Raw genomic sequence first — 22,887 nt, forward strand, 5'->3', positions numbered from 1 at the left:
TCCTTCGGGCGAGCAAGGTCGCTCGGGCGGGCCTCAGCTGCCGAGGAGGCGGCGGTGGGACGCCAGCGCGAGTTCCCGGGCGCGGTCGAACGTGTCGCCGACGAGCGAACCGGCCCGCTTGCGGACGGTGCCCTCGACCAGCACGGTGTCGACGTTGCCGGGGTGCGCGGAGGCGACCAGCGCGGCCACCGGGTCGGTGACCGGGAAGAGGTTGGGGTCGCTCGCGCGGACGAGGATGATGTCGGCGCGCTTGCCGACGGTCAGGCTGCCGATGCGGTCGCCCAGCCCCAGCGCGTCGGCGCCGCCCTGGGTGGCCATCGTGAAGACCTCGGTGACGCTGAAGGGGTCGAGCTTGCCGGTGAACCGGGAGCGTCCCTCGACCAGCTGGCTGCGGTGGGCGGCCAGCCCCGCCCGCATCTGGGTGAACAGGTCGGCGGCCCCGTGGGTCTCGGTGTCGGTGCTCAGGCCGGTCGTGATCCCGAAGGCCCGTACACGGTCGAGCGAGGTGTGGCCGATGCCGGGGAACGCCTGCTCGTGCTGCGGGGCGAGCGCCACGGAACCACCGCTGTCGGCGATCATCGCGAACTCGTCGTCGGCGGACTCGCTGCAGTGCACGAAGTTCAGATCCGGGCCCAGCAGACCCGCGTGCTCCAGTTGCGTGATGGCGGCCATCGCGCCGAACTCGGGACCGCATCCCATGTGGATGGAGACGCGGATCCCCAGGTCGCGCGCCATGGCGAGGTCGGCGGTGGTCGCGTGGAGCGTGGACAGCTCCGGGCCGCGACCGGCCAGGTGCAGGGTGACCAGCGCGTCGTCGTCGGCCAGCAGTTCGCGGCGGATGCGCCGGACGTCATCGGTGTGCGGGCGGTCGCTGCCGCCGAGCCACGCCGGGAGGTCGACGAGCGGCCAGCCGTGCCCGAAGATCGCGCGGATCCCGCTGTCGCGCAGCGCCGCGATGGCCTGGTCGCTGTGCTCCGGGGAGTTCTGCACGTGCGACCAGTCCATCAGCGTGGTCGTGCCCGCGTCGATGGCGGACAGCGCGCCCAGCAGGTTCCCCGCGTAGACGTCCTCGGGGCGGTACTGCCCCCCGAGCCGGCCGAACATCTCCCCGAAGTAGGTCTGCAAGTCCAGTTCGGTACAGCGGTGCCGGACGGCGGACTGCCAGGTGTGCTTGTGGGTGTCGACGAGCCCGGGGAAGACGATCATGTCGCGGGCGTCGATCACCTCGGCGCCGTCGCCGGCCAGGCCGGGTCCGACTCCGGCGATGAGGCCGTCCTCGACCAGGATGTCGCACCCGGTGAGCGTGCCGACGGCCGGGTCGCCGGTGACGACCCAGCCGTTCTCGATCAGGATGCGCCGTGGCGCGTGCTCGGTCATGTCCTCTCCTCTCAGGCGTGTTCGGGCTGCCGGCCGGCGGCGGTGATGCCCGCCGCAGGCGCCTGGCCGAGTGCCTCGGCGGGCGTTTCGGCGGGTGCTTCGGCCGGCGTGAGCGGCTCGCCGGCGTCCTGCCGCGTCGCGGTCTGGTAGGCGGCCGCGACCTCCTCGTCGGTGGGCCGCGTGGCCCAGGCGCGCGCCACATAGGCGTCGGGACGGATCAGCACTGCGGCGGCGCCGAAGTCCCGGGCCAGCGAGGCGGCGGAGGCCGTCACGGCGGTGATCGTGTCGGGCAGCGACCGGGGCCCTTCTGGACCGGGGACGTCGGCCAGGACGAAGCCCGCGTCCTTGGCGACCTCGGTGTAGGTCGACCCGAGCGGGGATCCGGTGCCGGCGGAGGAGTCGACGGGGAAGTCGCTCACCCGGGTGCCGTCGGCGACATGGGAGTCGGAGTCCCGGTGGTAGGACGTGCCGAAGCCGCTCAGCCGGTTGCGGAGGATGGCGTTGACCTCGGGGATCGGCACGAGTTCCCGCTCGAAGAACTCCTTGAGGGCCATCCCGGCGGGGGAGAAGTCGAAGTGCAGGCCGCACTGTGTCGCGACGTCGTCCATCAGCGCCTTGAGCACGGGGTGCCGCTCGTCGTGGTAGGTGTCGAGCAGCGCGTCGGGGGCGCGGCCCGTGCCCACCCAGCCGAGCTTCCAACCGAGGTTGAAGGCGTCCTGGATGCAGTAGTTCATCCCGATACCGCTGGCGGGGTAGTGCACCCGGGTCGCCTCACCGGCGAGCAGCACCCGTCCGCGGCGGAACTCGGGGACCATGCGGTGGGCGTCGCCGTAGCGGGACAGCCAGTTCGCCGACGTCACCCCGAAGTCGTTCCCGAAGATCAGCCGCAGTGACTCGCGGACCTCCTCCATGGTGACCGGCTCGGTGTGGGGCACGTTCCGGCGATGCTCGGCGACGATGATGAACCGGGTGATCCCCTTGCCGAAGGGGTAGGCGAGCACCCAGCCGTGCTCGTTGCGCTTCATCTGCATGGACGCCTCCCAGGGGAAGGACAGGACGGCGTCCACGGCCACGGCCGTCATCCGCGTCTTGTGGCCTTCGAACGGGATGCCGGTCACCTCGCGGACGAGGCTGCGCGCGCCGTCGGCCCCCACCAGGTAGGGCGCCGTGAACTCCAGCACCTCGCCGGCGGCGTCGCGGGCGGTGACCGTGACACCGTCGGCCGTCTCGGTGTGGCTGACGTAGGTGATCCCCCGGCGCAGGTCGGCGCCCTGCTCCACGGCCCACTCCGCGAGCAGGTGCTCCGTGGTCATCTGGGGCATGATCAGCGCGTACGGGAACTTGCTGTCGAGCAGGTCGTAGCGCAGCCCGGTCAGCCCGGCGTAGATGTAGCGCGGCACCTCGAAGTCGGGCCGCCACCGCTCGGCCGCGGCCCGGAACCGGCCCATGAGGCCGCGGACGTCGAACAGCTCCAGTACGCGCGGCTGGATCACTCCGGCCCGCGAGTGGGTGTCCTCCGTGCGGCGTTCCAACACGATGACGCCGGCTCCGGCGCGCGCGGCCTCGGCCGCGACCGTCAGGCCGGCGGGACCACCGCCGATGATGACGACATCGGCGGATGTGGCGCTGTTCGACATGTGCTGCCTCCACTGGAGCGACCGCTCTACGGTCGCTTGACCGGTACGCGGTCATCCCTACCGCGCACCAGAAGCATGGGACGCGTGTTCACGGCTGTCAAGTGTCGTGTTCATTCATTGTTCTACCCACTTGTTCTGCAAAGACAGAGTAAACAAGGTCATTTTCGCGAAAACGGGCACTTGACCGTAGAGCGGTCGAGCGCCGTAGTCTGGATGGAAGGTGGCAAGGTAGCGATCCAGCCACCAGGGAAGGGAGCGACATGCCGCGCGAAGATGCCGGCCCCGATTTCATCGAGGCGTTGGCCCGTGGTCTCGACGTGCTCAAATGCTTCGGTTCGCACCGCGTGCCGATGTCCCTCACAGAGATCGCGACCGCGACCGGGCTGGCCCGCCCGACCGCCCGCCGTATCGTGCTCACGCTCGAACACCTCGGATACGTCCGCTCGGCGCCCGAGGGCGTCGTCCTCACACCGCGCGTGCTGGAGCTGGGGGTGGCCTACACGCTCTCGACCGGCCTGTGGGAGGTCGCGCTTCCGCATCTGCGCGACCTCGTCGAACAGACCGACCAGGCGGCCTCCGTCGCGGAACTGGACGGCTCGGACATCATCTACGTCGCCCGCGTCGAGGTCCCCAAGGTGGTCGCCGTCAACGTCAAGGTGGGCACGCGCCTTCCCGCCACCAGCACCGCGCTCGGCAAGGTCCTGCTCGCCTCCCTGGACGCCGACGCCCTGGGGACGGCGCTGCGCATGGAGCCGCGCTCGCCCGTCCGGCCCCACCAGCCCAAACCGGTCGAGGAGGTCGAGGCCGAGTTGCGGGAGGTGCGCGCCCGGGGCTGGGCCTCGACCGACGGTGAGGTGGCGCCCGGGATCCGCTCGGTCGCCGCGCCCCTGCGCGATGGCGACGGGCGGACGGTCGCGGCCGTCAACATCACCGCGATCGCCGCCGAGGTCGGCCCGGCCGAGCTGGTCGAGGACCTGCTGCCCCTCTTGCTCCAGGCGACCGGCGCGATCGGACGCGACTACGAACTGATCCACGCCGCGCCGCAACGATCCGTCCGCAGATCGTGAGAGACCGCGGCCGACAGACAGGAGAGATGATCATGGACCCGAACGGTTCCCCGGCCACCGCCCACCCCGCGCCCCCGCCCGCGGCCGAGCTGTTCAGCGAGGAGCGGTCGGTCGAGGTGGTCGCGGCCAGCCTCGCCGCGACGCCGGACCCGCGCCTGCGGCGGGTCCTCACCTCGCTCGTGCGGCACCTGCACGACTTCGTCAAGGACGTCGAGCTCACCGAACAGGAGTGGGCGGCGGCGATCGAGTTCCTCACAGCGACCGGGAAGACGTGCACCAGCACCCGGCAGGAGTTCATCCTGCTCTCCGACGTCCTCGGCGCCTCGATGCTGGTCGAGACGATCAACAACCGGGCCGGCGGGGTGCTGACGGAATCCACGGTGGAGGGCCCCTTCCACATGGTCGCCTCCCCGCCGCGCGAGCTGGGCGCCGACATCGCCGAGGACGGCAAGGGAGCGCCCTGCCTGGTCACCGGGAGCGTGACGGGTCCGGACGGCGGACCGGTGCCGGGGGCGACGATCGACGTGTGGCAGGCCAACGACGAGGGCTACTACGACGTGCAGCAGCCCGACGTGCAACCCCCGCTGAACCTCCGCGGGCTGTTCACCGCGGACGGGGACGGCCGGTTCTGGTTCCGCTCGATCGTCCCCCGGTACTACCCGATCCCGCAGGACGGCCCGGTCGGCAGGCTGCTGGAGGCGACGTCCCGGCACCCGAACCGCCCCGCGCACATCCACTTCGAGGTGTCCGCCCCCGGATACCGCACGGTGACGACCCACCTGTTCGTCGCCGGTACCCCCTACATCGATTCCGACGCCGTGTTCGGGGTCAAGCCCAGCCTCGTGCGCGAGTTCCCCACGGTCGACGACCCGGCCCGCGCGGCGGAGGTCGGCCTGCCCAACCCGTTCCGCACGGTGAACTTCGACGTCGTGCTGCGCGCCGACGGCACCGACCAGGAAGTGTGACCATGCTCCAGACGTCCTTCTCCTACGACGCCCTGCCGATGCGCGTGCGTTTCGGCTCCGGTGTCGTCGCGTCCCTTCCCGACGAGATCACCCGGCTGGGGGCGCGCCGTGCCCTCGTGCTCTGCTCGCCCGAGCAGAAGAGGACGGGGGAGACCATCGCGAAGGCGCTCGGCGACCGGTCGGCGGGCGTGCTCGCCGACGCGCGCATGCACGTCCCCATCGAGGTGGCGCGGCATGCCCGCGCCCGCGCCGCCGAACTTGGCGCCGACTGCTGCGTGGCCGTCGGCGGGGGATCGGCCATCGGCCTGGGGAAGGCCATCGCGCTGGAACACGACCTGCCGGTGGTCGCCGTCCCCACGACCTACGCGGGCTCGGAGATGACTGCCGTGTGGGGGCTCACCGAGAACGGGCGCAAGCGGACGGGCAAGGATCCGCGGGTGCTGCCCGCGGGCGTCCTGTACGACCCCGAACTGACGCTCGGCCTGCCGATCGAGATGTCGGTGACCAGCGGTTTCAACGCCGTCGCCCACGCCGTCGAGGCACTGTACGCCCCCGACCGCTCGCCGATCATCTCGCTGATGGCCGAGGAGGGCGTACGGGCGATGACCGAGGCGCTCCCGGCCGTGGTCGCCGACGGAGGCGACCTGGACGCCCGCGCGACGGCCCTGTACGCGTCCTGGCTGTGCGGGGCCTGCCTCGGCGCCACGACCATGTCGCTGCACCACAAGCTGTGCCACGCGCTCGGCGGGACGCTCGACCTCCCGCACGCCGCGACACACACCGTGGTCCTGCCGTACGCCCTCGCCTACAACCAGCCCTCCGCCCCTGAGGCGGCCGAAGCCCTGTCACGCGCACTGGCCTCATCCGACCCCGCCCACCGGCTCTGGGACGTCGCCGGCTCCCTCGGCGCACCGCGGTCACTCCGGGAACTGGGCATGGCCGAGAGCGACATCACCCCCATCGCCGAGCAGGTCGTGGAAGCTCCGTACGCGAATCCGGCGCCCGTCACCAAGGACGGCGTGGTGCGCCTACTCCGCTCCGCCTGGAGCGGCGAACCCCCGCGGGTCGAGCACTGATCGGACCTCACCGGGCCCGGCGCCGATCCGCCCCTCACCCCTCCCGGTACATCGCCAGCAGCGCCGCGTTGACCCGCGCCACCAGCGGCGATGTCTCCCCACGTCGGGTGGCGACCGCCAGCTCCAGGTCAACGGGATCCCCGGCGAGCGGCCGGAACACGACGCCGGGCAGGGGCAGTTGGCGTACCGAGTCGGGCACCAGGGCGACCCCGAGGCCGGCGGCGACGAAGACGAGCAGCGTCGAGGTCTCCGCCACCTCCTGGACCAGCCGGGGACGGTAGCCCGCGCGGCGGCACGCGTCGAGCACCGCGTCCCGGATCACCGACCTGTGCCGGGACGGGTAGCTCAGGAACTGCTCCCCGCGCAGGTTCCGGAGGTCGACGTCCTCGCCGCCGGTGAGCGGATGGTCCTGCGGGAGCGCGACGATCAGCCGCTCCCGCCGCAGCGGGCGCACGTCCAGCTCGGTGTCGGGGATCGGCGTCCGGACCACGGCCAGGTCGAGCCTGCCCTCATGCAGCGCGTCGACCTGGTCGGGGGTGAGCATCTCGCCCTTGAGGTCCAGTTCGACGTCCGGGATCTCGGCGCGCAGCCGGCGGGCCAGCGCGGGCAGCACCGCGTACGTCGCCGTGCCGATGAAGCCGATCGACACCCGGCCCACCTCGCCCGCCGCGACCCGGACCGCCTCTTCCCGCGCCTCGTCCACCGCGGTCAGGATCGTCCTGGCGCGTGCGAGGAACCGTTCCCCCGCCGGAGTGAGCGCCACCCGCCGGGTCGACCGGTCGAGCAAGGTCACCCCGACCTCCCCCTCCAGCTTCTTGATCTGTAGCGACAGGGGCGGCTGCGCCATGTGCAGCCGGTCGGCCGCCCGTCCGAAGTGCCCCTCGTCCGCGACGGCGACGAAGTACCGCAGGCGCCGCAGCTCCACGAACGCACCTCCTCATTAAGACCGAATACATATTACCAACCCAAGTAATTGATATTGGAGCATATGAATCGCGCGGTCTAGGGTCGGCCGTATGGACAAGGTGATCGCGACCGCGGCGGAGGCCGTCGCCGACGTCGCGCCCGGCGCGAGCATCGCGGTCGGCGGCTTCGGGCTGGCGGGCATCCCGCGGTTCCTCATCGAAGCGCTGCTCGACCAGGGTGCGGACCGGCTGACGATCGTGTCGAACAACTGCGGTGTCGACGGCGCGGGCCTCGGCCTGCTGCTGGAGCACCGCCGGATCATCCGCGTGATCGCCTCCTACATCGGCGAGAACCGCGAGTTCGGGCGCCAGTTCCTGGCGGGGGAGCTGGAGGTCGAGCTGACCCCGCAGGGCACCCTCGCCGAGCGGCTGCGGGCCGGTGGCGCCGGGATCGGCGCGTTCTACACCCCGGCAGGGGTCGGCACCCTCGTGGCCGAGGGCGGCCTCCCGTTGCGCTACCACCCGGACGGCACCCCCGCTGCCACCTCCCGGCCGAAGGAGACACGGGTCTTCAACGGACGGGAGATGGTGCTCGAAGAGGGGATCGTCACCGATGTCGCGCTGGTCCGGGCGGCCCGCGCCGACCGGCACGGCAACGCCGTGTTCCACGCTGCCGCCCGCAACTTCAACCCCGCCGCCGCGATGGCGGGACGCCTCACCGTCCTGGAGGCCGAGCAGCTGGTCGAGCCCGGTGAGATCGAGCCCGACGAGGTCCACCTTCCCGGCGTGTTCGTCGACCGCGTCCTCCCGCTCACCCCCGCCCAGGCCGCCCTGAAGTCGATCGAGAAGCGGACCGTCCGCACCCCGCCGAAGGAGCACGACGATGCCGTGGTCACATGAGCAGATGGCCGCCCGCGCAGCCCTGGAGCTGCGCGACGGGCAGTACGTCAACCTCGGCATCGGCCTGCCGACGCTGATCCCCAACCATCTGCCGGACGGCCACGGGATCGTCCTGCACGCCGAGAACGGGATCCTCGGCACCGGCCCGTCCCCCTACGACCACGAGGTCGACCCCGACCTGATCAACGCGGGCAAGGAGACCGTCACCACCCTGCCGGGCGCCAGCTTCTTCGACTCCCCGACCAGCTTCGCGATGATCCGCGGCGGTCACATCGACGTCGCCGTGCTCGGCGCGATGCAGGTCTCCGCCTCCGGCGACCTGGCCAACTGGATGATCCCCGGCCGGATGGTCAAGGGCATGGGCGGCGCGATGGACCTCGTCCACGGGGCCAAGCGCGTCATCGTCCTGATGGAGCACTGCGCGAAGAACGGCTCGCCCAAGCTCGTCGCCGCGTGCACCATGCCCCTGACCGGCCGCGCCGTGGTGTCCCGCGTGATCACCGACCTGGCCGTCCTGGACGTGACAGCGGACGGCCTGACGCTCGTCGAGACGGCCCCCGGCGTGACCCCCGACGACGTCATCGCCGCGACCGCCACCCCCCTCACCACCCCTTCCGCCGTCCCGACCCGCTAGTCGCGGGGGCGGACGGGTCACCCCGTACACGGGCCAGGCCGCCCCGCCGCCGACCGTCCGCACGGCCGCGGGCGCCCGCGGTGCCTCCTCGGCGGTCGTGGCCGCATACGGCATCATTTCGGGGATGAGCGACTCCGAACGCGTCGACGGTGCTGGTAGGGCCGTTCTCGCGCACCGTCTGGTGCCGATGATCGGCCGTGACCCGGAGGAGGACGGACGCGTCTCCACACCGCTGGAGTTGCTGTTCGACCTGACCTTCGTGGTCGCCGTGGGCACCGCCGCGTCGTACTTCGCCGAGATGCTCGCCGAGGGGCATCCGGCGCAGGCGATCACCGCGTTCCTGCTGGCGATGTTCGCGATCAGCGTCGCCTGGATCAGCTTCAGCTGGTTCGCCTCCGCGTTCGGCACCGACGACTGGCTCTACCGGGCACTGACGATGGTGCAGATGATCGGCGTCGTGGTGTTCGCGCTCGGCCTGCCTGCGATGTTCCACTCGCTCGAAGAGGGCGGACACCTGGAACTGCGGGCGATGGTGATCGGGTACGTCGTGATGCGGGTCGCGATGGTGTCGCAGTGGTGGCGCGCCGCGCGGGAGTCCCCCTCGTTCCACGACGTCGGAATGGCGAACATCCGCTGGACGATCATCGCGCAGGTCGGCTGGATCGTGGTCGGATTCGCGCACCTGTCCCTCACGGCCGTGTTCATCGGCTTCGCGGTGTTCGGGGTGCTGGAGCTGCTGCTACCAGTGCTCACCCAGGGCGGAGCCGGCGGGACGCCATGGCACCCGCACCACGTCGCGGAGCGGTACGGCCTGTTCGCGATCATCACTCTGGGGGAGGGGGTGGTCGGCACCGTCGCCTCCTCGGGCGACCTCCTCGGAGGTGCGGACGGGACGCACTGGACCGGCAATGCGATCGCCATAGTCGTCGCCGGTGTCGGACTGACCTTCGGCATGTGGTGGGTGTACTTCGCCACCCCCTTTGGTGACGTCCTGGTTCACCGCCGGAGCCGCGGATACCTCTTCGGCTACGGCCACATCCCGCTCTTCATCGGGATCGCCGGCGCCGGCGCCGGTCTGCACGTGGCCGGTCTGCAACTGGAGCATCACTCGCGGATCAGCGAGGTCGCGGTGGTCTCGTCCCTGGCGATCCCGGTCGGTCTCTTCCTACTGATGGTCTACCTGCTGCACACACTGTTGCTCTCCGCGACGGATCGGTTCCACCTGCTGCTGATCTCCCTCACCCTCGCGGTGCTGGCGGCGGCCGTCCTGCTGTCCGCGGCCGGTGTCGCGATCGCGGTGTCCCTGCTCGTGGTGATGCTCGCCCCCTACGTCACCGTGGTCGGGTACGAGACGATCGGCCACCGGCACCAGCGACAGATGTTGGACGACCTTCGCGCGCGAAACGACCAGGGCTCAGCCGCGTGACGGCGCCGGCCAGGATGAAAAGGCGCTGGTGAGGCTGGTCTCCAGGGACGCCCCGCCGGATTCCCGCGTCCGGACGACGGTCTGAACCTGCCGATGCCAACGCAGCCCGGGAAAGGGCCCGGCAAGCTGTGACCGTCATCCTCGCGTGACACGGTAAGGACCGTTCGGGTCGGGCTCCTGGCCGGTCTGTCTCCGTTTGCCTGAGCGCGAGGGCGTTGCACCTGCGTGTGATGCGTTGTCATCGAGATGCTGCAACGGGATTCGTCCGTCACTGTGGGGCTATGAGCAACCGGCGTTTGCCTCATCCGCCCGGAGGCCACCACCGACACGGCCACCACATTGCCGGCGGACGTGGGGATCGGGCACGGCACCGCCTCGCCCACCTGCTCGTCCCGCACAGCCATCGGAGCGCCGACAGGGTCGACACCGCGATGGAGGCCTCGCGTCAGGGCATGCGCACGTTGTGGCTGTCCCTGGCCGTTCTCGGCGCCACCGCGGTGGTGCAGGCCGTCATCGTCGCGATGTCGGGCTCGGTCGCGCTGCTGGGCGACACCATCCACAACGCCGCCGACGCCCTGACCGCCGTTCCGCTCGGCATCGCGTTCGTGCTGGGCCGCCGCGCGGCCAACCGCCGCTACACCTACGGCTACGGACGTGCCGAGGACCTGGCGGGCATTGCCATCGTCGTCATGATCGCCGCCTCGGCGGCGCTGGTCGCCTGGCAGGCGGTTGGCCGGCTGCTGGACCCCCACGACATCGACCATCTGTGGGCGGTGGCCGCCGCCGCGGCGGTCGGGTTCGCCGGAAACGAGTGGGTGGCCCGCTACCGCATCCGCATCGGCCGCCGCATCGGCTCGGCCGCACTGGTCGCGGACGGCCTGCACGCCCGTACCGACGGGTTCGCCTCTCTGGCGGTCCTGCTGGGCGCCGGCGGGGCCGCCGCAGGCTGGCGGGCCGCCGACCCCCTGGTCGGTCTGCTCATCACCGCCGCCATCATCTGGGTGCTGAAGGACGCGGCGGGTGAGGTCTACCGGCGGCTGATGGATGCCGTCGACCCCGCCCTGGTCCAGGCCACCGAGAACACGCTGCGCGCCGTCGACGGCGTCCGCGATCTGGGCCAGGTCAAGATGCGCTGGATCGGGCACCACTTGCGCGCCGAAGCCGACATCGTCATCGACGCCGACCTCACCCTCCTCCAGGCCCACCGCTTGGCCGTCGCCGCCGAGCACGCCCTGCTGCACGCCATTCCCCGGCTGGCCGCCGCCACCGTCCATACCGACCCCGCCCCGACCCGCGGCATTGACCACCACGCCGTCCTGGCCGGCCACCGGTAGGAACACCTCTACCGGCTTCCGCTGGGAGTCCCCAGAAGCAGGACGTCGATAGGACGGCGCGTGCTCAGAGCGCAGATGGTCCATTGGATAAGACGATATCGAGGTGCATGACTTGATTTAGGCCAGTAACGTTACGCCTCGTCACAGACGGGGAGGGCGATACCGATGGCGAAGCTGAATCAGATCATCGCGGTGGAGAAGGGCGCGAAGTCGCGCGCGCAGCGTGAGCTGACCGACATTCATCACCGCGTCCAGAAGACCCCGCTGCTGTCGGGCATCTCCCGGACCTACCAGCCGCTGGACGACGAGGGCGAGGTTCTGCCACCGGAGTCCACGCGAGTTCAGGTGAAGGCCGAGGAGACGCTCGCCGAGGCCGCGGGATCGCTCACCCGCCTCTTCGATGTCGTCGCGACAAAGGACTGGGCGAACTGCGATGCCCGCGCCGATGTCGTCGTGGACGGGCAGACGATCCTCGCGCAGGTGCCGGTCTCGTACCTGCTGTTCCTGGAGAAGCAGCTCACCGACCTGCACACGTTCGTGGACAAGCTTCCGGTGCTGGACGCCGCCGAGTCGTGGACGTTCGACGAGTCCGCGGACGTGTGGCGGACCGAGCCGGTGAAGACGATGCGCACCAAGAAGATCCCGCGCGCTCACGTACTGTACGAGGCGACCACGGAGCATCCCGCTCAGGTGGAGACCTATACCGAGGACGTCATTGTCGGAACATGGACGAAGGTCGCGTTCTCCGGTTCGCTGCCGGCCCGGCGGGTGAACGAGTTGCGCGAACGTGTCGCCAAACTGCAGGCCGCGGTGAAGTATGCGCGGGAGGAGGCCAACGGCGTGGAGGTGACCGACAAGAAGGTCGGCGACGCCGTGTTCGCCTATCTGTTCTCCTAACTGAAGACTCCCCCGCTGGAGCGCGGGGGTCGGGGGCACAGGCCCCCGGAAGCTGAGAATGAAGCTCAGTCTGAATCGCGGCGACAGTGGAGGTTCGATTCCTCCCCCGGGCATTCATGCCCGGGTAGCCCAATCGGCAGAGGCGGCCCGTTCAAGCTCAGGCTCTCGCTCCAGGCTCAGCACTCTCCGCTCATCGCCGGATCGAGCGGGGACGGACCGCACTCGTTGGATGCCAGTTCGAATCTGGCTCGCGGCTCTTCGCGCCGCGGTAGCTCAAGGGCAGAGCACAGCGACCTCAGGACTGATCCGTCTCCTTAAACGTCGCCGGCGTGTGCACGTGGGCGGAACATCTGAGGGCCCCGGAACATGGGCATGTTCCGGGGCCCGCCGCTCAACGCCGGCCGGACTGTCCCCCCTTCGAGACATTTCGTCTTTGCCTCCCGTTCCTTTCCGGTCGTACCGTGAAACAGCTCGACGAGGTGTCGACCGCGTTTTCTCCGAAGATGCGCTTTCTATGCACGTGATCGGTGTTCCTTCGGACGGGCCAACACACGATCGATCATGGTGGTCACTGAGCCCTCCTCGGCGACCGCCAAGGCGTACTCGTACTGACGAAGGCTCACCGGCTCCGCCCCCTTCGCGCGATGGACCGCGAGTCCATCCGGATGTAATTGTCATTACAACAATTACAACGTGGAAAGCGGCGCCCTTACTCCAGGTCCACACCGACCATCTGAAGGTGTCACCCTGTTGACTTCGAACCGGCCGGCCGTGCACGCCGACCAAGAGACCGACGAGCCGGAAGGCTCAGGCGACCCGGCTACAGCGAACGATCTTGAGATTGTGCTGGCAGGCGTAAACTCTTGCGAAGCACTCGTTGGTGAAGCGCCTGGCCGGAGCTCCGTCGTTGAAGATGCAGACGACCGGTTGATAGACCGCGTTGCAATGGGTGGGACAGGCTTCGCGTGGCTGAACGGGGGCCTGGGCCGAAGCGACCGCTGGGGCGGCGGTGGCGAACGTCAGGATGGGGACGGCGGCGAGGCTGCCCAGGACGGCCGAGAGATGAAGCTTCATGACTTTCACTCCTCGAACTTGTTTGACTACTTAAAGTTACGATGCGAGCGGAGGGCTCGCAGTGGGTCGGACGGTGAGGTTTTTCTCCCGTGCCCCGCGTGACCTGGTTCTGACCGGCGCGCCGTCCCGCCTGTCTCACAAGACCGCCGCGGCCCCACGGCCGGCGATGTGCCTGCCGGACACCGGCATCATCATTGGTGTCCCCACTCGCTCAAGCCTCTCCAGCACCAATCGGCGCGCATGTGATCAGGCGCTCTTCCTAGCGGACGATCCGCCGGGAGGGCGCATTCGACTCCGTAGTCAGATACGGCCATCCCGCCGTTCAGTCCATGGCGCGCCGTAACAGGCAGGACGATCGTCTCCAGGCATCCGTGAATACGCGTTCTGACTGCTCATCGCCCTACACGGTGCCGGAACGTTTGTTGGAACGATTCCCTGTCACCGGGGTGGTATTGACGCTCGATAATCCGTGTTCAAGGTGAATGAAGTGCTCTTGCATGTCAATTGAAGTGCGTTGAAATAGTTGAAAACCCTTGATTGACAGTACTTGACGCAAAGGTTACTCTTTTATTGAGATCCCGGGTCTACCTCTAAAACGCCGTCTGTTTGACTCAGGCATCCGGCGCCGCCTCTTCGGCCGCCGAAGGAATAGTAGCCGCCACCTTCGAGCAGAGGATTCCCATGCATAAAGGGATCGCCATTTCCGCCGCCGTCGCGCTCGCCGCGACCGCGGTGTCCGCCACCCCTGCCGCCGCGTCCGAGCGACTGCTCGCACGCGGCCCCGTCGGGGTCACCATCGACATCGTGAGCCTCAACGGCAGCGGATGCCCGCCCGGCACCGCCGCGGTCGCCCTGTCGGCCGACAACGAAGCGTTCACCGTCACCTACAGCAAGTACCTCGCCCAAACGGGCGGTGGATCCCCGCCCACCGATGCCCGCAAGAACTGCCAGATCAACCTGAGGGTGCACGTCCCGGGGGGCTTCACCTACGCCATCTCCTCGACGGACTACCGCGGCTACGCCTCCCTGCAGACCGGCGCAAGCGCCGAACAGATCGCCGGCTACTACTTCCAAGGTGATTCGCGTACCAGGAAGTTCTCGCACCCTCTACCCGGTCCCTACAAGGACAACTGGCAGAACACCGACAAGGTGGACGTCTCCCAACTCGTCTGGTCACCGTGCGGCGAGCAGCGGAACTTCAACACCAACACGGAAGTGCGAGTGGAACAGGGGACTTCGGACGCTGCGAAGGTCAGTTTCATCGCCATGGACTCCACCGACGGCAGCATCAAGACGACCTACCACTACGCATGGAAGAAGTGCCCATAATCCGGATTCCACCCCGGTAGCAACCCTCTGAAGGAGATGAGTCCATGCGCAAGGGAGTGACTGCTTCGGCGGTATGCCTCTCCGCTCTCGTGCTGACCACAGGCATACCCCCGGTGGCGTCGGCGGCGGTAGAGCCTCCCCCCGACCGGATCACCGTCCAGGTCAGCACCGTGAACGGCTCCGGCTGCCGCGCCGGCACCGCTGCGGTGTCCGCGGCGAGCGACAACACCTCGTTCACCGTCACCTACAGCGACTACCTCGCGCAGGCCGGCGGCGACTCCAAGCCGACCGACTTCCGCAAGAACTGCCAGCTCAGCCTGGCCGTCCACATCCCGCAGGGATTCACCTACGCGATCGCCAGCGCCGACTACCGGGGCTTTGCGAGCCTGGCCGACGGCGCGTCGGGAATGGAGCGCGCGAGCTACTACCACCAGGGCTCGTCGCAGACCTCGTCCGCCAGCCACATCGTGCGCGGCGAGTATTCCGACAACTGGCAGTTCACCGACCGGACGCCGGTGAGCGAGCTCGTCTGGAAGCCGTGCGGTGAGGACCGTAACTTCAACATCAACACCGAACTGCGCGTGGACAAGGGCAGTTCCTCGTCCGGCGAGACCAGCTTCATGTCCTTCGACTCCGCGGACGGCAGCGTGCGGACCGTCTACCACTTCGCCTGGAAGGAGTGCTAGACGCTGATTGCGTCACGCAGGCCACGGGTACGACGCTACGCGGCTTTGCGTACGAAGATGGCCGGTTCAAGATCAGACCTTGAACCGGCCATCTTCGGTCTGGCGGGGGCCTGCTATTCGGTGACGGGGCTGCCGGGGAGGCAGCGGGCCGGGAGGGGGTCGACGTCGCAGCCGGTCAGGATGCGGACGATCTGCGGGTCGTGGTCGCTGTCCTGGTCGGCGAACTCGCTGTTGATGTGGACGATGCCGTACGAGTACCCCTTGATCGACGGGCTGAGCAGGATGTGGTCGAGGACCTGGCTGTTGCCGTCGAAGTTGTAGCTGTAGCGCTGGTCCTCGGGCAGCGAGTTGACCAGGGCGTTGAGCACCGTGCCGTTGCCGGTGAGGGTCTGGAGGGTCGGGCTGAACTGGTAGTCGTTCAGGTCGCCCAGGACGACGACGCGGGCCCGGCCGGCGCTCTGGGTGGCCAGGTCCTTCACGAACGTGTTGACCTCGGTCGCCTGCTTGACGCGCTGGACCTCGCTGCCGCGGACCGGCGGCTGGACGGCGGCCGTCAGCGGATAGTCGCCGCCCTTGGAGTTGAAGTGGTTGGCGATCACGAACAACTGCTTGTTGCCGTCGAAGAGGAACTCGCCGACGAGTGGCTTGCGGCTGGCGTTCCAGGCGTCGCTGGACGGGTTGATGCGGCCGGGCGAGACCGACAGGGAGATCTGGTTGCTGGTCGGGCGCTGACGCACGACGGTGACCCCGGTGTTGGCGTCGCCGCCCGGACGGTCGACGAACGTGGTGCGGGCCGGGTTGAACAGGAACACCGCACGGATGTTGCCGCCGGGCGCGCCACCGTCGCTCCCGTCGTTCGGGTTGATGGAGCGCCACTGGTAGGCCGGGCCTCCCGCGGCCTGGATCGCCGCGATGAACTTCGTGACGGTCTCGTCTGCGGCGACGACACCGTCGTTGGTGGTGCCGTTGTTGTCCTGGATCTCCTCCAGGGTGAGGATGTCGGGCGAGCGGAGGTTGGTGACGACCGCCTGGGCGAGCCGGTCGAACTTCGACTGCGGGCTGGTGGCGGCGAGGTTCTCGACGTTGTAGGTGGCGATCGACAGGTCGCCGGCCTTCTTCGGCGGCGCCACCTGCTGGCGCTTGAGGACCTTGTTGTTCAGCTCGCCGAGGTCGGTCGCCTCGATGACGTAGCCGCCGAAGGACTGGTAGTCGAGCGGGCCGGTGCTGCCGGCCCTGAGGGTGTCGCCGACGTTGCCCTCGGGCGCGCCGTTCAGGCCGGTGAGCAGGAGACGGCCGCTGTTCGGATCGTCATAGGACTTGTAGATCGTTCCACCGCGGGGGGTCGGGTTCTGGTTCGGCTTGGTCTGCACCCACAGCTCGTTGAACTCGTTCACCGGGCTCACCAGGCGGGTGTCCTCGGTCAGGGTGACCCGCATACCCTCGTGGACCTCGTACCAGTCCAGGGTGTACGAGCCGGGTTCGAGGGGCTGGGCTTCGAGGCTCCCCTGCTTGGTGTAGGCGTCGGGGAGGGCGACCGGTACCGCCGCCGGCAGCGCGTTACCGCTGGTCAGCTTGATGGTGTTGACCGGTCCGCCGAGCTCGGTGAGCGCTTGCGCACCGGCTGTCGGACGGAACTCGGTGACGCGGCCGGTGGCCAGCACCGAGTCGCCGACGGCGACGGCAGGGGTGGTGGAGCCGGTGAAGACGAACAGGCCCTCGGAGGTCAGCGGGTCGGCGTCGGCAGAGGGGTCCTGGAACCAGTACCCGCGCGAGTTGCCCGTCGTGCGGACGGCCGTGACGATGCCCGGGACATTGGTGACGCTCTGACCGACGATCGGAGAGATGCGTCCGGTGCCCTGGATGTCGTGGATGCGGGTGGAACCGGGCGTGGGGTCGCCCCCGCCCGGGGTGTCGTCGGCCGTGACGGAGGTGCCCGCGGTGTTGGTGGCCTTCGGTATTCCCGAGGTGAAGTCGACCGAGTTGTTGTCGGTGTCGGCGAGCGATCCGCTGCGGGCGGCGGCCGTGGTATTCGTGAGCCCCGGCGCCGCGAGGGTCTCGACGTTGGCGGTCGCGCCGTAGCCGACCAGGTCCTTGACGTTGGGGGCGGTCGCGCAGCTGATGCCGCAACCGACCAGCGGGATCTGAGCCGTGACCAGGGCGACGACGCCGGAGGTCGCCGACATCGGAACGCTGCCGGAGGCGTCGGGAGTCGGCAGTTCGAGCGTGCCCCCCGCGCCCGCCGCCTGCCGAACGAGGTAGCGGCCGTGCGCGGGGATGGTGCCGGTGAGGTTGGTCATCTGGAAGACGGCACCGGCCGCCGAGGCGTACTGGACGCTCCAGCCGGAGACGTCGATCGGTGCGTCCGTGCGGTTGGCCAACTCGATGAAGTCGTTCTTGATCGTGGCGCCGGCGTTGCCACCGCCGCCGTAGACGGCGGAGATGACCACGTCGGACGAGAGTGCCTCCGCGGTTCCCGGCACTGCTGTCATCGTCGCCGCCACCACGAACGGCACGCACGCCGCCATGATCGGGCGACGTGTCTTCGGTGATGCCACTGGTTGTGCTCCTGAGATGTAGGGGTCCCCAGGAGCATCGTGCTGTGATGACCATGAACTACGCGGGCTATGTATGAGTGTTAATACAACCGTTTCTTGATTCTCTCCTTCATAACGAAATCCAAGCTACAAACAAGACATAAAGGGAGAAAACGACGCAGGTGCTTGCGCTCCAAGGGCGATCCCGCAGGGCGGTCGTGGGGATCCCAGCGCGCACCAAGGGCTCGTCCTGGGTGGGCGGCTCGGTCTGTATGAACGACAAGTGACATGTGACCTTCGGCCCTGACGATCGAGGCGGAGCGCGTGATGCGCTGGGGACAACGACCCCCGGGAGGAAACGTGACGTCCATGGCTCCCAGCGGCATGCCGCAGACCGGCGCCGACCTTGAACTCGTCGACGCCTACTGGCGGGCGGCCAACTACCTGTCGGTAGGCCAGATCTACCTGCTGGACAATCCGCTGCTTCGTGAGCCGCTGCGGCCTGAGCACATCAAGCCACGGCTGCTGGGACACTGGGGGACCTCACCGGGCCTCAACTTCTGCTACGTGCACCTGAACCGGGTGATCACATCCCGGGACCTCGACATGATCTACATCATGGGGCCGGGGCACGGAGGCCCGGCGGCCGTGGCGAACGCGTGGCTGGAGGGGACCTACAGCGAGGTCTATCCCCGGATCTCTCAGGACGCGGCCGGGATGAAGCGGCTTTTCCGGCAGTTCTCCTTCCCCGGCGGCGTGCCCAGCCACGTTGCGCCCGAGACGCCCGGTTCGATCCACGAGGGCGGCGAGCTCGGCTACTCCCTCGCGCACGCTTACGGCGCCGCCTTCGACAACCCCGACCTGGTGGTGGCGTGCATCGTCGGCGACGGCGAGGCCGAGACCGGCCCACTGGCGGCGAGCTGGCACTCCACCAAGTTCCTGGATCCGGTACAGGACGGTGCGGTGCTGCCGATCCTGCACCTGAACGGCTACAAGATCGCGAACCCGGCGGTGCTGGCCCGCATCTCCGAACAGGAGCTGATCCGGCTCTTCGAGGGATACGGGCACGCACCCATCGTGGTGTCGGGAGACGACCCGGCTCGTCTGCACCGGGAAATGGCGGCGGCGCTCGACCAGGCCATGGACGACATCGCTGAGATCCAGCGCGCCGCCCGCGAGGACGGGGCGCGGGACCGCCCCCGCTGGCCGATGATCATCCTGCGTACCCCGAAGGGGTGGACGGGGCCCAGGGAGGTCGACGGGCTGCCCGTGGAAGGCACATGGCGGGCCCACCAGGTACCGCTCGCTCGCGTCCGTGAGGACCCTGCCCATCTCGCGCAACTGGAGGCATGGCTGCGTTCCTACCGTCCTGAAGAGCTCTTCGACGACCAGGGCCAGCCGTCCGCGGCGTTGCGTGATCTGGCTCCTGCCGGCGACCGACGCATGAGCGCCAATCCGCACGCCAACGGCGGGCTTCTCCTGCGTCCACTGGATCTGCCCGATCCCCGCGCCTACGCGGTGCCGGTGGACAAGCACGGCACCGCCACCGCGGAGGCGACCCGCGTCCTGGGGGAGTATCTGCGCGAGGTCGTCTCCGGCAACTCCCGCTCGTTCCGCATCATGGGGCCGGACGAGACCGCGTCCAACCGGCTGGGCGCCGTCTTCGACGTCACCGACCGCGTCTTCGAGGGTGAGATACGTGCCACCGACGAGCACATGGCCCGCAGCGGCCGGGTCATGGAGGTCCTCAGCGAGCATCTGTGCCAGGGCTGGCTGGAGGGCTACCTGCTGACCGGACGGCACGGCCTGTTCAACAGCTACGAGGCGTTCATCCACATCGTGGACGCGATGTTCAACCAGCACGCCAAATGGCTCAAGATCACCCGGAACCTGCCGTGGCGGCGTTCGATCGCATCGCTGAACTACCTGCTGTCCTCGCACGTGTGGCGGCAGGACCACAACGGCTTCACCCACCAGGACCCCGGCTTCCTGGACGTCGTGCTCAACAAGAAGGCCGAGATCACCCGCGTCTATCTGCCCCCGGACGCCAACACCCTGCTGTCGGTCGGGGACCACTGCCTGCGCTCCCGCGACTATGTCAACGTCATCGTCGCCGGGAAACAACCCGCGCCGGTCTGGCTGACGATGGAGGAGGCCGAGCACCACTGCACGCGCGGCATCGGCATCTGGGAGTGGGCGTCCACCGATGGTGGCGCCGATCCCGACGTCGTCTTGGCCTGCGCCGGTGACGTCCCGACCCTGGAGACGCTGGCCGCCGTCGACATCCTGCGGCGGTTCCTGCCCGACCTGCGCGTCAGGGTCGTCAACGTGGTCGACCTCATGCGGCTCCAGCCGGTCCAGGAACACCCGCATGGACTGTCCGACGCCGAGTTCGACTCTCTGTTCACGGCGGACAAGCCCATCGTCTTCGCCTTCCACGGCTATCCGTACCTGATCCACCGTCTCACCTACCGCCGCAACGGACACCACAACCTGCACGTCCGCGGCTACAAGGAGGAGGGCACCACCACCACGCCGTTCGACATGGTGATGCTGAACGATCTGGACCGCTTCCACCTGGTCATGGACGTCATCGACCGGGTACCGAGCCTGGGCGGCCGGGTGGGACACCTGCGGCAGCGCATGATGGACGAGCGGCTGCGGCTGCGGGCCTACACCCGTGAACACGGCGAGGACGCCCCCGAAGTCGGCGACTGGGTCTGGCCCTACTGAACCGGACGAACCGAGAGGCGCCTGAGGCGGATCATGTTCGTCCGGACCGCCGTCGGGGGACCTTTGACCCTAGGGGCGTTCGCCAGGGCGGAGTTGGCTGGGCCAAAGGATCACCGGACTCGTACGGGACCGGTGTCGGCCCGGAGAGCGGAGAGCATGATGACAGACCAGGAGAGTGCACGGGGGATCGTTGTCGGGTACGACGGTTCCGCGCAGAGCGAGGTCGCGGTTCGGTGGGCAGCTGCTGAAGCGCGGCTCCGGGGCGCGCCGATCACCGTCTGCCACGCCTGGGAGGTCTACCTTGGCGCCGCTCCGATCGCGGTCCCGGTCTCCGACCTGAAGGCGGCCGCCGAGACGGTCCTGGCCACCGGCGTCGAACACGCCCGTAGGGAGACCGAGGACGTGCACGCGGTGCTCGGGACCGGCGGCGCGGCCTCCGTGCTGATGCGCGCCGCCGCGGAGGCGGAGCTCGTCGTCGTGGGCTCGCGTGGCCACGGAGGGTTCGTCGAGCTGATGCTGGGCTCCACGGCGGCCGAACTGGCGGCGCACGCCCCCTGCCCGGTCGTGGTCATGCGCGAGACGTCCGGCGGCCGGCAGGACGGCCCCGGTCCCGTCGTGGTGGGCGTGGACGGATCGCCCTCGTCGCTGGCGGCGCTGGATCTGGGGTTCGCTGAGGCACGGCTGCATGGGGCGGAACTGTCGGTGGTGTTGGCCTGGCCCGCTTCAGCCGAGGTCAAAGAGGCGCCGCTGATCGACGAGGAAGGGCTGCGCGAACTGGCCGAACGACGCCTCGCCCAACTCGCCGGCCCGCTGCATGCCACGCACCCCGACGTTGCCGTCCGGACCGAGGTGGTGACAGGACCGCCACGCGAAGTTCTGCTCAGCGCGGCGAAGACCGCCAGACTTCTGGTGGTGGGGACGCGCGGGCTCGGGGGCTTTCGCGGGCTGCTGCTGGGCTCGGTGAGTCACGCGCTACTGCACCACGCCCCCTGCCCGGTGGCCGTCGCCCATAGGTCTGAGGCGCACGACGCGGCATGAACGGGCACGTCCGGTGTGGCCCCCTGCCGCCCGACCATCCAGAGTCGGGCGGCAACCGGGGACGTGCTGATTCAGCCGGCCGGGTGGTGGTCGCCACGTTGGACGCGGGTGGCGGGGACGTTCCTGGTCCGCCGCCACCACCGGAGCAGCCGAGGCCGGCGTGCCTCGTCTTCCACCAGCATCCGAGCTCGCCGGTCGATCACAGCGAAGTAGGTGTCGTCGGATAGGTCGCCGCGGGCGACGCGTTCGGCCATTTCGATGACCTGTCCTTCGGACGGTTCGGGTCTAGATCCGGTACGCGCACCTACAGGCATTGTGATCACCTCTCGTGGCTCCCCATCGCGAGTATCGTCACACAATCTCGCGGTGATGGGCTAGCCCCGCGGCCAGTGCACCAGCGAGCAGCAGAAGCGTGCCGCTGTCGCTGGCGGTGAAATTGCCGATCACAGAGGAGTCGACCGTCAGAACGCCGTAGCCGTGATCTCCGACCGCCACCGGGACCGAGATGAAACTCTTGTAGGTGACCCGCCGATGATCGAAGCTGCCGCGGGTGCGGTCGCTCATGACATCGTCCACCAGATCAGCGCGTTCTGAGGTCACGCATTGCGCGAATTCGATCATGTTTCGGCCATGTGGGCGATCGGAGGCCAGGAAGGAACGGCGAGGCTCATCGCGTCTCCCGGTCCACGCCGCGCGCTTCAGTTCGGTGCCCTGCTCATCGAGCCGGTAGAACACCGCCCGGTTTTGCTCCACATCTCCCAGGCCGCACATGCTGAGTGCGGTATTGAGAACTCGTTCCTGCAGTAAATCGAGTTTTCGGGTGCATTCCACCTTTTCGTCGGTCGAACATAGCTCACCCAGAGCGATGACCACGGGTTGACCGGCACCGACGACGGCCCGCACCGCACGTGACGCGAGCGCGCGGTAGGTATAGGAACGCCGTTGCCGGGCCCACGCGCCGACTGCGTTCATCAGGGTCGACAGAACCAGGACCGCCATCAAGGCGATCTTCAGTTGTCCGTTTGTCGCGCCGACGATGACCCCGGGTACGGCGGTTCCGAGTCCCAGGATCAGAGCGGCGGGGAGGCTGGAGAGGACTCTACCCATTCGGCTTGCGTGGGTATGACTCCGCTGATCAAGTTGTCGCATCTCGCCCTCCCGTTCGATATTCGAGATCCACATTAATTGTTTTCCAGTGTCACTTTAATCAAGCTTTACCCAGCAGCGATGCCCGCACATTACTCTCCGTGAGTCCGCTTTCGGTCACCGTCGATG

At 68.7% G+C, this 22,887-nt stretch carries 19 protein-coding genes; 12 read left to right on the forward strand and 7 right to left on the reverse strand.

What is annotated here, in order from left to right:
• Positions 1-33 precede the first annotated feature (33 nt).
• Positions 34-1,377 carry an amidohydrolase family protein gene (locus tag AMA02S_RS21765; protein WP_067461179.1) on the reverse strand — a complete coding sequence of 448 codons (1,344 nt, stop codon included), beginning with the start codon at positions 1,375-1,377 and terminating at the stop codon, positions 34-36.
• Positions 1,378-1,388: 11 nt separating this feature from the next.
• Positions 1,389-3,014, reverse strand: a complete 1,626-nt coding sequence (locus AMA02S_RS21770) for an FAD-dependent oxidoreductase (RefSeq protein WP_067461180.1) — start codon at positions 3,012-3,014, stop codon at positions 1,389-1,391.
• A 260-nt stretch (positions 3,015-3,274) separates the two neighbouring features.
• Between AMA02S_RS21770 and AMA02S_RS21775 the strand changes: the two genes are divergently transcribed.
• Genes AMA02S_RS21775 through AMA02S_RS21785 form a run of 3 tightly spaced genes read left to right on the forward strand, consistent with a single transcriptional unit; the run spans position 3,275 to position 6,122 of the window.
• Positions 3,275-4,081 (forward strand): IclR family transcriptional regulator domain-containing protein, encoded by an 807-nt coding sequence (locus tag AMA02S_RS21775; RefSeq protein WP_067461181.1) that lies wholly within the window; start codon positions 3,275-3,277, stop codon positions 4,079-4,081.
• 32 nt (positions 4,082-4,113) lie between these two features.
• Positions 4,114-5,046, forward strand: coding sequence for an intradiol ring-cleavage dioxygenase (locus tag AMA02S_RS21780; protein ID WP_067461346.1), 933 nt, complete (start codon positions 4,114-4,116; stop codon positions 5,044-5,046).
• Between the two features lie 2 nt (positions 5,047-5,048).
• On the forward strand, positions 5,049-6,122 hold the full coding sequence (locus tag AMA02S_RS21785) for a maleylacetate reductase (protein ID WP_067461182.1): 1,074 nt from the start codon (positions 5,049-5,051) through the stop codon (positions 6,120-6,122).
• 34 nt (positions 6,123-6,156) lie between these two features.
• Here the strand turns inward: AMA02S_RS21785 and AMA02S_RS21790 are convergent, their stop codons facing one another.
• Positions 6,157-7,047 carry a LysR substrate-binding domain-containing protein gene (locus tag AMA02S_RS21790; protein WP_067461183.1) on the reverse strand — a complete coding sequence of 297 codons (891 nt, stop codon included), beginning with the start codon at positions 7,045-7,047 and terminating at the stop codon, positions 6,157-6,159.
• 91 nt (positions 7,048-7,138) lie between these two features.
• Between AMA02S_RS21790 and AMA02S_RS21795 the strand changes: the two genes are divergently transcribed.
• The 5 genes from AMA02S_RS21795 to AMA02S_RS21815 all read left to right on the forward strand — a co-directional run bounded on the left by AMA02S_RS21795 (position 7,139) and on the right by AMA02S_RS21815 (position 12,218).
• Entirely contained in the window at positions 7,139-7,927 is a 789-nt protein-coding gene (locus AMA02S_RS21795; protein ID WP_067461184.1) for a CoA transferase subunit A, read from the forward strand.
• On the forward strand, positions 7,911-8,561 hold the full coding sequence (locus AMA02S_RS21800; RefSeq protein WP_067461185.1) for a CoA transferase subunit B: 651 nt from the start codon (positions 7,911-7,913) through the stop codon (positions 8,559-8,561). The genes AMA02S_RS21795 and AMA02S_RS21800 overlap by 17 nt, the downstream gene beginning before the upstream one ends.
• A gap of 124 nt (positions 8,562-8,685) precedes the next feature.
• The gene (locus AMA02S_RS21805) at positions 8,686-9,987 is read left to right on the forward strand and encodes a low temperature requirement protein A (RefSeq protein ID WP_067461186.1); all 1,302 of its coding nucleotides are present in this window, start codon (positions 8,686-8,688) and stop codon (positions 9,985-9,987) included.
• A 281-nt stretch (positions 9,988-10,268) separates the two neighbouring features.
• Positions 10,269-11,321, forward strand: coding sequence for a cation diffusion facilitator family transporter (locus AMA02S_RS21810; RefSeq protein WP_084265451.1), 1,053 nt, complete (start codon positions 10,269-10,271; stop codon positions 11,319-11,321).
• Positions 11,322-11,486: 165 nt separating this feature from the next.
• Positions 11,487-12,218: a DUF7873 family protein gene (locus AMA02S_RS21815; RefSeq protein ID WP_067461187.1), complete on the forward strand. Its 732-nt coding sequence runs from the start codon at positions 11,487-11,489 to the stop codon at positions 12,216-12,218.
• Between the two features lie 807 nt (positions 12,219-13,025).
• Here AMA02S_RS21815 and AMA02S_RS21820 read toward each other — a convergent pair.
• On the reverse strand, positions 13,026-13,292 hold the full coding sequence (locus AMA02S_RS21820; protein WP_067461188.1) for a hypothetical protein: 267 nt from the start codon (positions 13,290-13,292) through the stop codon (positions 13,026-13,028).
• Positions 13,293-13,973: 681 nt separating this feature from the next.
• Between AMA02S_RS21820 and AMA02S_RS21825 the strand changes: the two genes are divergently transcribed.
• Both AMA02S_RS21825 and AMA02S_RS21830 read left to right on the forward strand, forming a co-directional pair.
• Positions 13,974-14,621, forward strand: coding sequence for a DUF4360 domain-containing protein (locus AMA02S_RS21825; RefSeq protein WP_067461189.1), 648 nt, complete (start codon positions 13,974-13,976; stop codon positions 14,619-14,621).
• Positions 14,622-14,665: 44 nt separating this feature from the next.
• Positions 14,666-15,307: a DUF4360 domain-containing protein gene (locus AMA02S_RS21830; RefSeq protein ID WP_067461190.1), complete on the forward strand. Its 642-nt coding sequence runs from the start codon at positions 14,666-14,668 to the stop codon at positions 15,305-15,307.
• A gap of 113 nt (positions 15,308-15,420) precedes the next feature.
• Here the strand turns inward: AMA02S_RS21830 and AMA02S_RS21835 are convergent, their stop codons facing one another.
• Complete coding sequence (locus AMA02S_RS21835; protein WP_245667706.1) at positions 15,421-17,862, reverse strand: DUF8508 domain-containing protein; 2,442 nt, start codon at positions 17,860-17,862, stop codon at positions 15,421-15,423.
• A 348-nt stretch (positions 17,863-18,210) separates the two neighbouring features.
• Here AMA02S_RS21835 and AMA02S_RS21840 point away from each other — a divergent pair, with 348 nt between their 5' ends.
• Together AMA02S_RS21840 and AMA02S_RS21845 are read left to right on the forward strand one after the other, a co-directional pair.
• Complete coding sequence (locus AMA02S_RS21840; RefSeq protein WP_245667732.1) at positions 18,211-20,574, forward strand: phosphoketolase family protein; 2,364 nt, start codon at positions 18,211-18,213, stop codon at positions 20,572-20,574.
• A 156-nt stretch (positions 20,575-20,730) separates the two neighbouring features.
• On the forward strand, positions 20,731-21,612 hold the full coding sequence (locus AMA02S_RS21845) for a universal stress protein (protein ID WP_218005080.1): 882 nt from the start codon (positions 20,731-20,733) through the stop codon (positions 21,610-21,612).
• A gap of 71 nt (positions 21,613-21,683) precedes the next feature.
• On the opposite strand, the gene AMA02S_RS21850 is transcribed toward AMA02S_RS21845, so the two are convergent.
• Both AMA02S_RS21850 and AMA02S_RS21855 read right to left on the reverse strand, forming a co-directional pair.
• A complete protein-coding gene (locus tag AMA02S_RS21850; protein WP_067461194.1) occupies positions 21,684-21,866 on the reverse strand; it encodes a hypothetical protein in 183 nt (60 codons plus the stop codon).
• A 97-nt stretch (positions 21,867-21,963) separates the two neighbouring features.
• Entirely contained in the window at positions 21,964-22,794 is an 831-nt protein-coding gene (locus tag AMA02S_RS21855; protein WP_084265452.1) for a GAF domain-containing protein, read from the reverse strand.
• Between the last annotated feature and the right edge of the window lie 93 nt (positions 22,795-22,887).

The sequence above is a fragment of the Actinomadura macra NBRC 14102 genome (assembly GCF_001552215.1).
GTDB classification, from domain to species: domain Bacteria; phylum Actinomycetota; class Actinomycetes; order Streptosporangiales; family Streptosporangiaceae; genus Spirillospora; species Spirillospora macra.

What these genes read in the sequence shown, in the direction of transcription:
- AMA02S_RS21765 (WP_067461179.1), bottom strand. Translation starts at nt 1,377, where the DNA reads ATGACCGAGCACGCGCCACGGCGCATCCTGATCGAGAACGGCTGGGTC.
- AMA02S_RS21770 (WP_067461180.1), bottom strand. Translation starts at nt 3,014, where the DNA reads ATGTCGAACAGCGCCACATCCGCCGATGTCGTCATCATCGGCGGTGGT.
- AMA02S_RS21775 (WP_067461181.1), top strand. Translation starts at nt 3,275, where the DNA reads ATGCCGCGCGAAGATGCCGGCCCCGATTTCATCGAGGCGTTGGCCCGT.
- AMA02S_RS21780 (WP_067461346.1), top strand. Translation starts at nt 4,114, where the DNA reads ATGGACCCGAACGGTTCCCCGGCCACCGCCCACCCCGCGCCCCCGCCC.
- AMA02S_RS21785 (WP_067461182.1), top strand. Translation starts at nt 5,049, where the DNA reads ATGCTCCAGACGTCCTTCTCCTACGACGCCCTGCCGATGCGCGTGCGT.
- AMA02S_RS21795 (WP_067461184.1), top strand. Translation starts at nt 7,139, where the DNA reads ATGGACAAGGTGATCGCGACCGCGGCGGAGGCCGTCGCCGACGTCGCG.
- AMA02S_RS21800 (WP_067461185.1), top strand. Translation starts at nt 7,911, where the DNA reads ATGCCGTGGTCACATGAGCAGATGGCCGCCCGCGCAGCCCTGGAGCTG.
- AMA02S_RS21805 (WP_067461186.1), top strand. Translation starts at nt 8,686, where the DNA reads ATGAGCGACTCCGAACGCGTCGACGGTGCTGGTAGGGCCGTTCTCGCG.
- AMA02S_RS21810 (WP_084265451.1), top strand. Translation starts at nt 10,269, where the DNA reads ATGAGCAACCGGCGTTTGCCTCATCCGCCCGGAGGCCACCACCGACAC.
- AMA02S_RS21815 (WP_067461187.1), top strand. Translation starts at nt 11,487, where the DNA reads ATGGCGAAGCTGAATCAGATCATCGCGGTGGAGAAGGGCGCGAAGTCG.
- AMA02S_RS21820 (WP_067461188.1), bottom strand. Translation starts at nt 13,292, where the DNA reads ATGAAGCTTCATCTCTCGGCCGTCCTGGGCAGCCTCGCCGCCGTCCCC.
- AMA02S_RS21825 (WP_067461189.1), top strand. Translation starts at nt 13,974, where the DNA reads ATGCATAAAGGGATCGCCATTTCCGCCGCCGTCGCGCTCGCCGCGACC.
- AMA02S_RS21830 (WP_067461190.1), top strand. Translation starts at nt 14,666, where the DNA reads ATGCGCAAGGGAGTGACTGCTTCGGCGGTATGCCTCTCCGCTCTCGTG.
- AMA02S_RS21840 (WP_245667732.1), top strand. Translation starts at nt 18,211, where the DNA reads ATGGCTCCCAGCGGCATGCCGCAGACCGGCGCCGACCTTGAACTCGTC.
- AMA02S_RS21845 (WP_218005080.1), top strand. Translation starts at nt 20,731, where the DNA reads ATGATGACAGACCAGGAGAGTGCACGGGGGATCGTTGTCGGGTACGAC.
- AMA02S_RS21850 (WP_067461194.1), bottom strand. Translation starts at nt 21,866, where the DNA reads ATGGCCGAACGCGTCGCCCGCGGCGACCTATCCGACGACACCTACTTC.
- AMA02S_RS21855 (WP_084265452.1), bottom strand. Translation starts at nt 22,794, where the DNA reads ATGTGGATCTCGAATATCGAACGGGAGGGCGAGATGCGACAACTTGAT.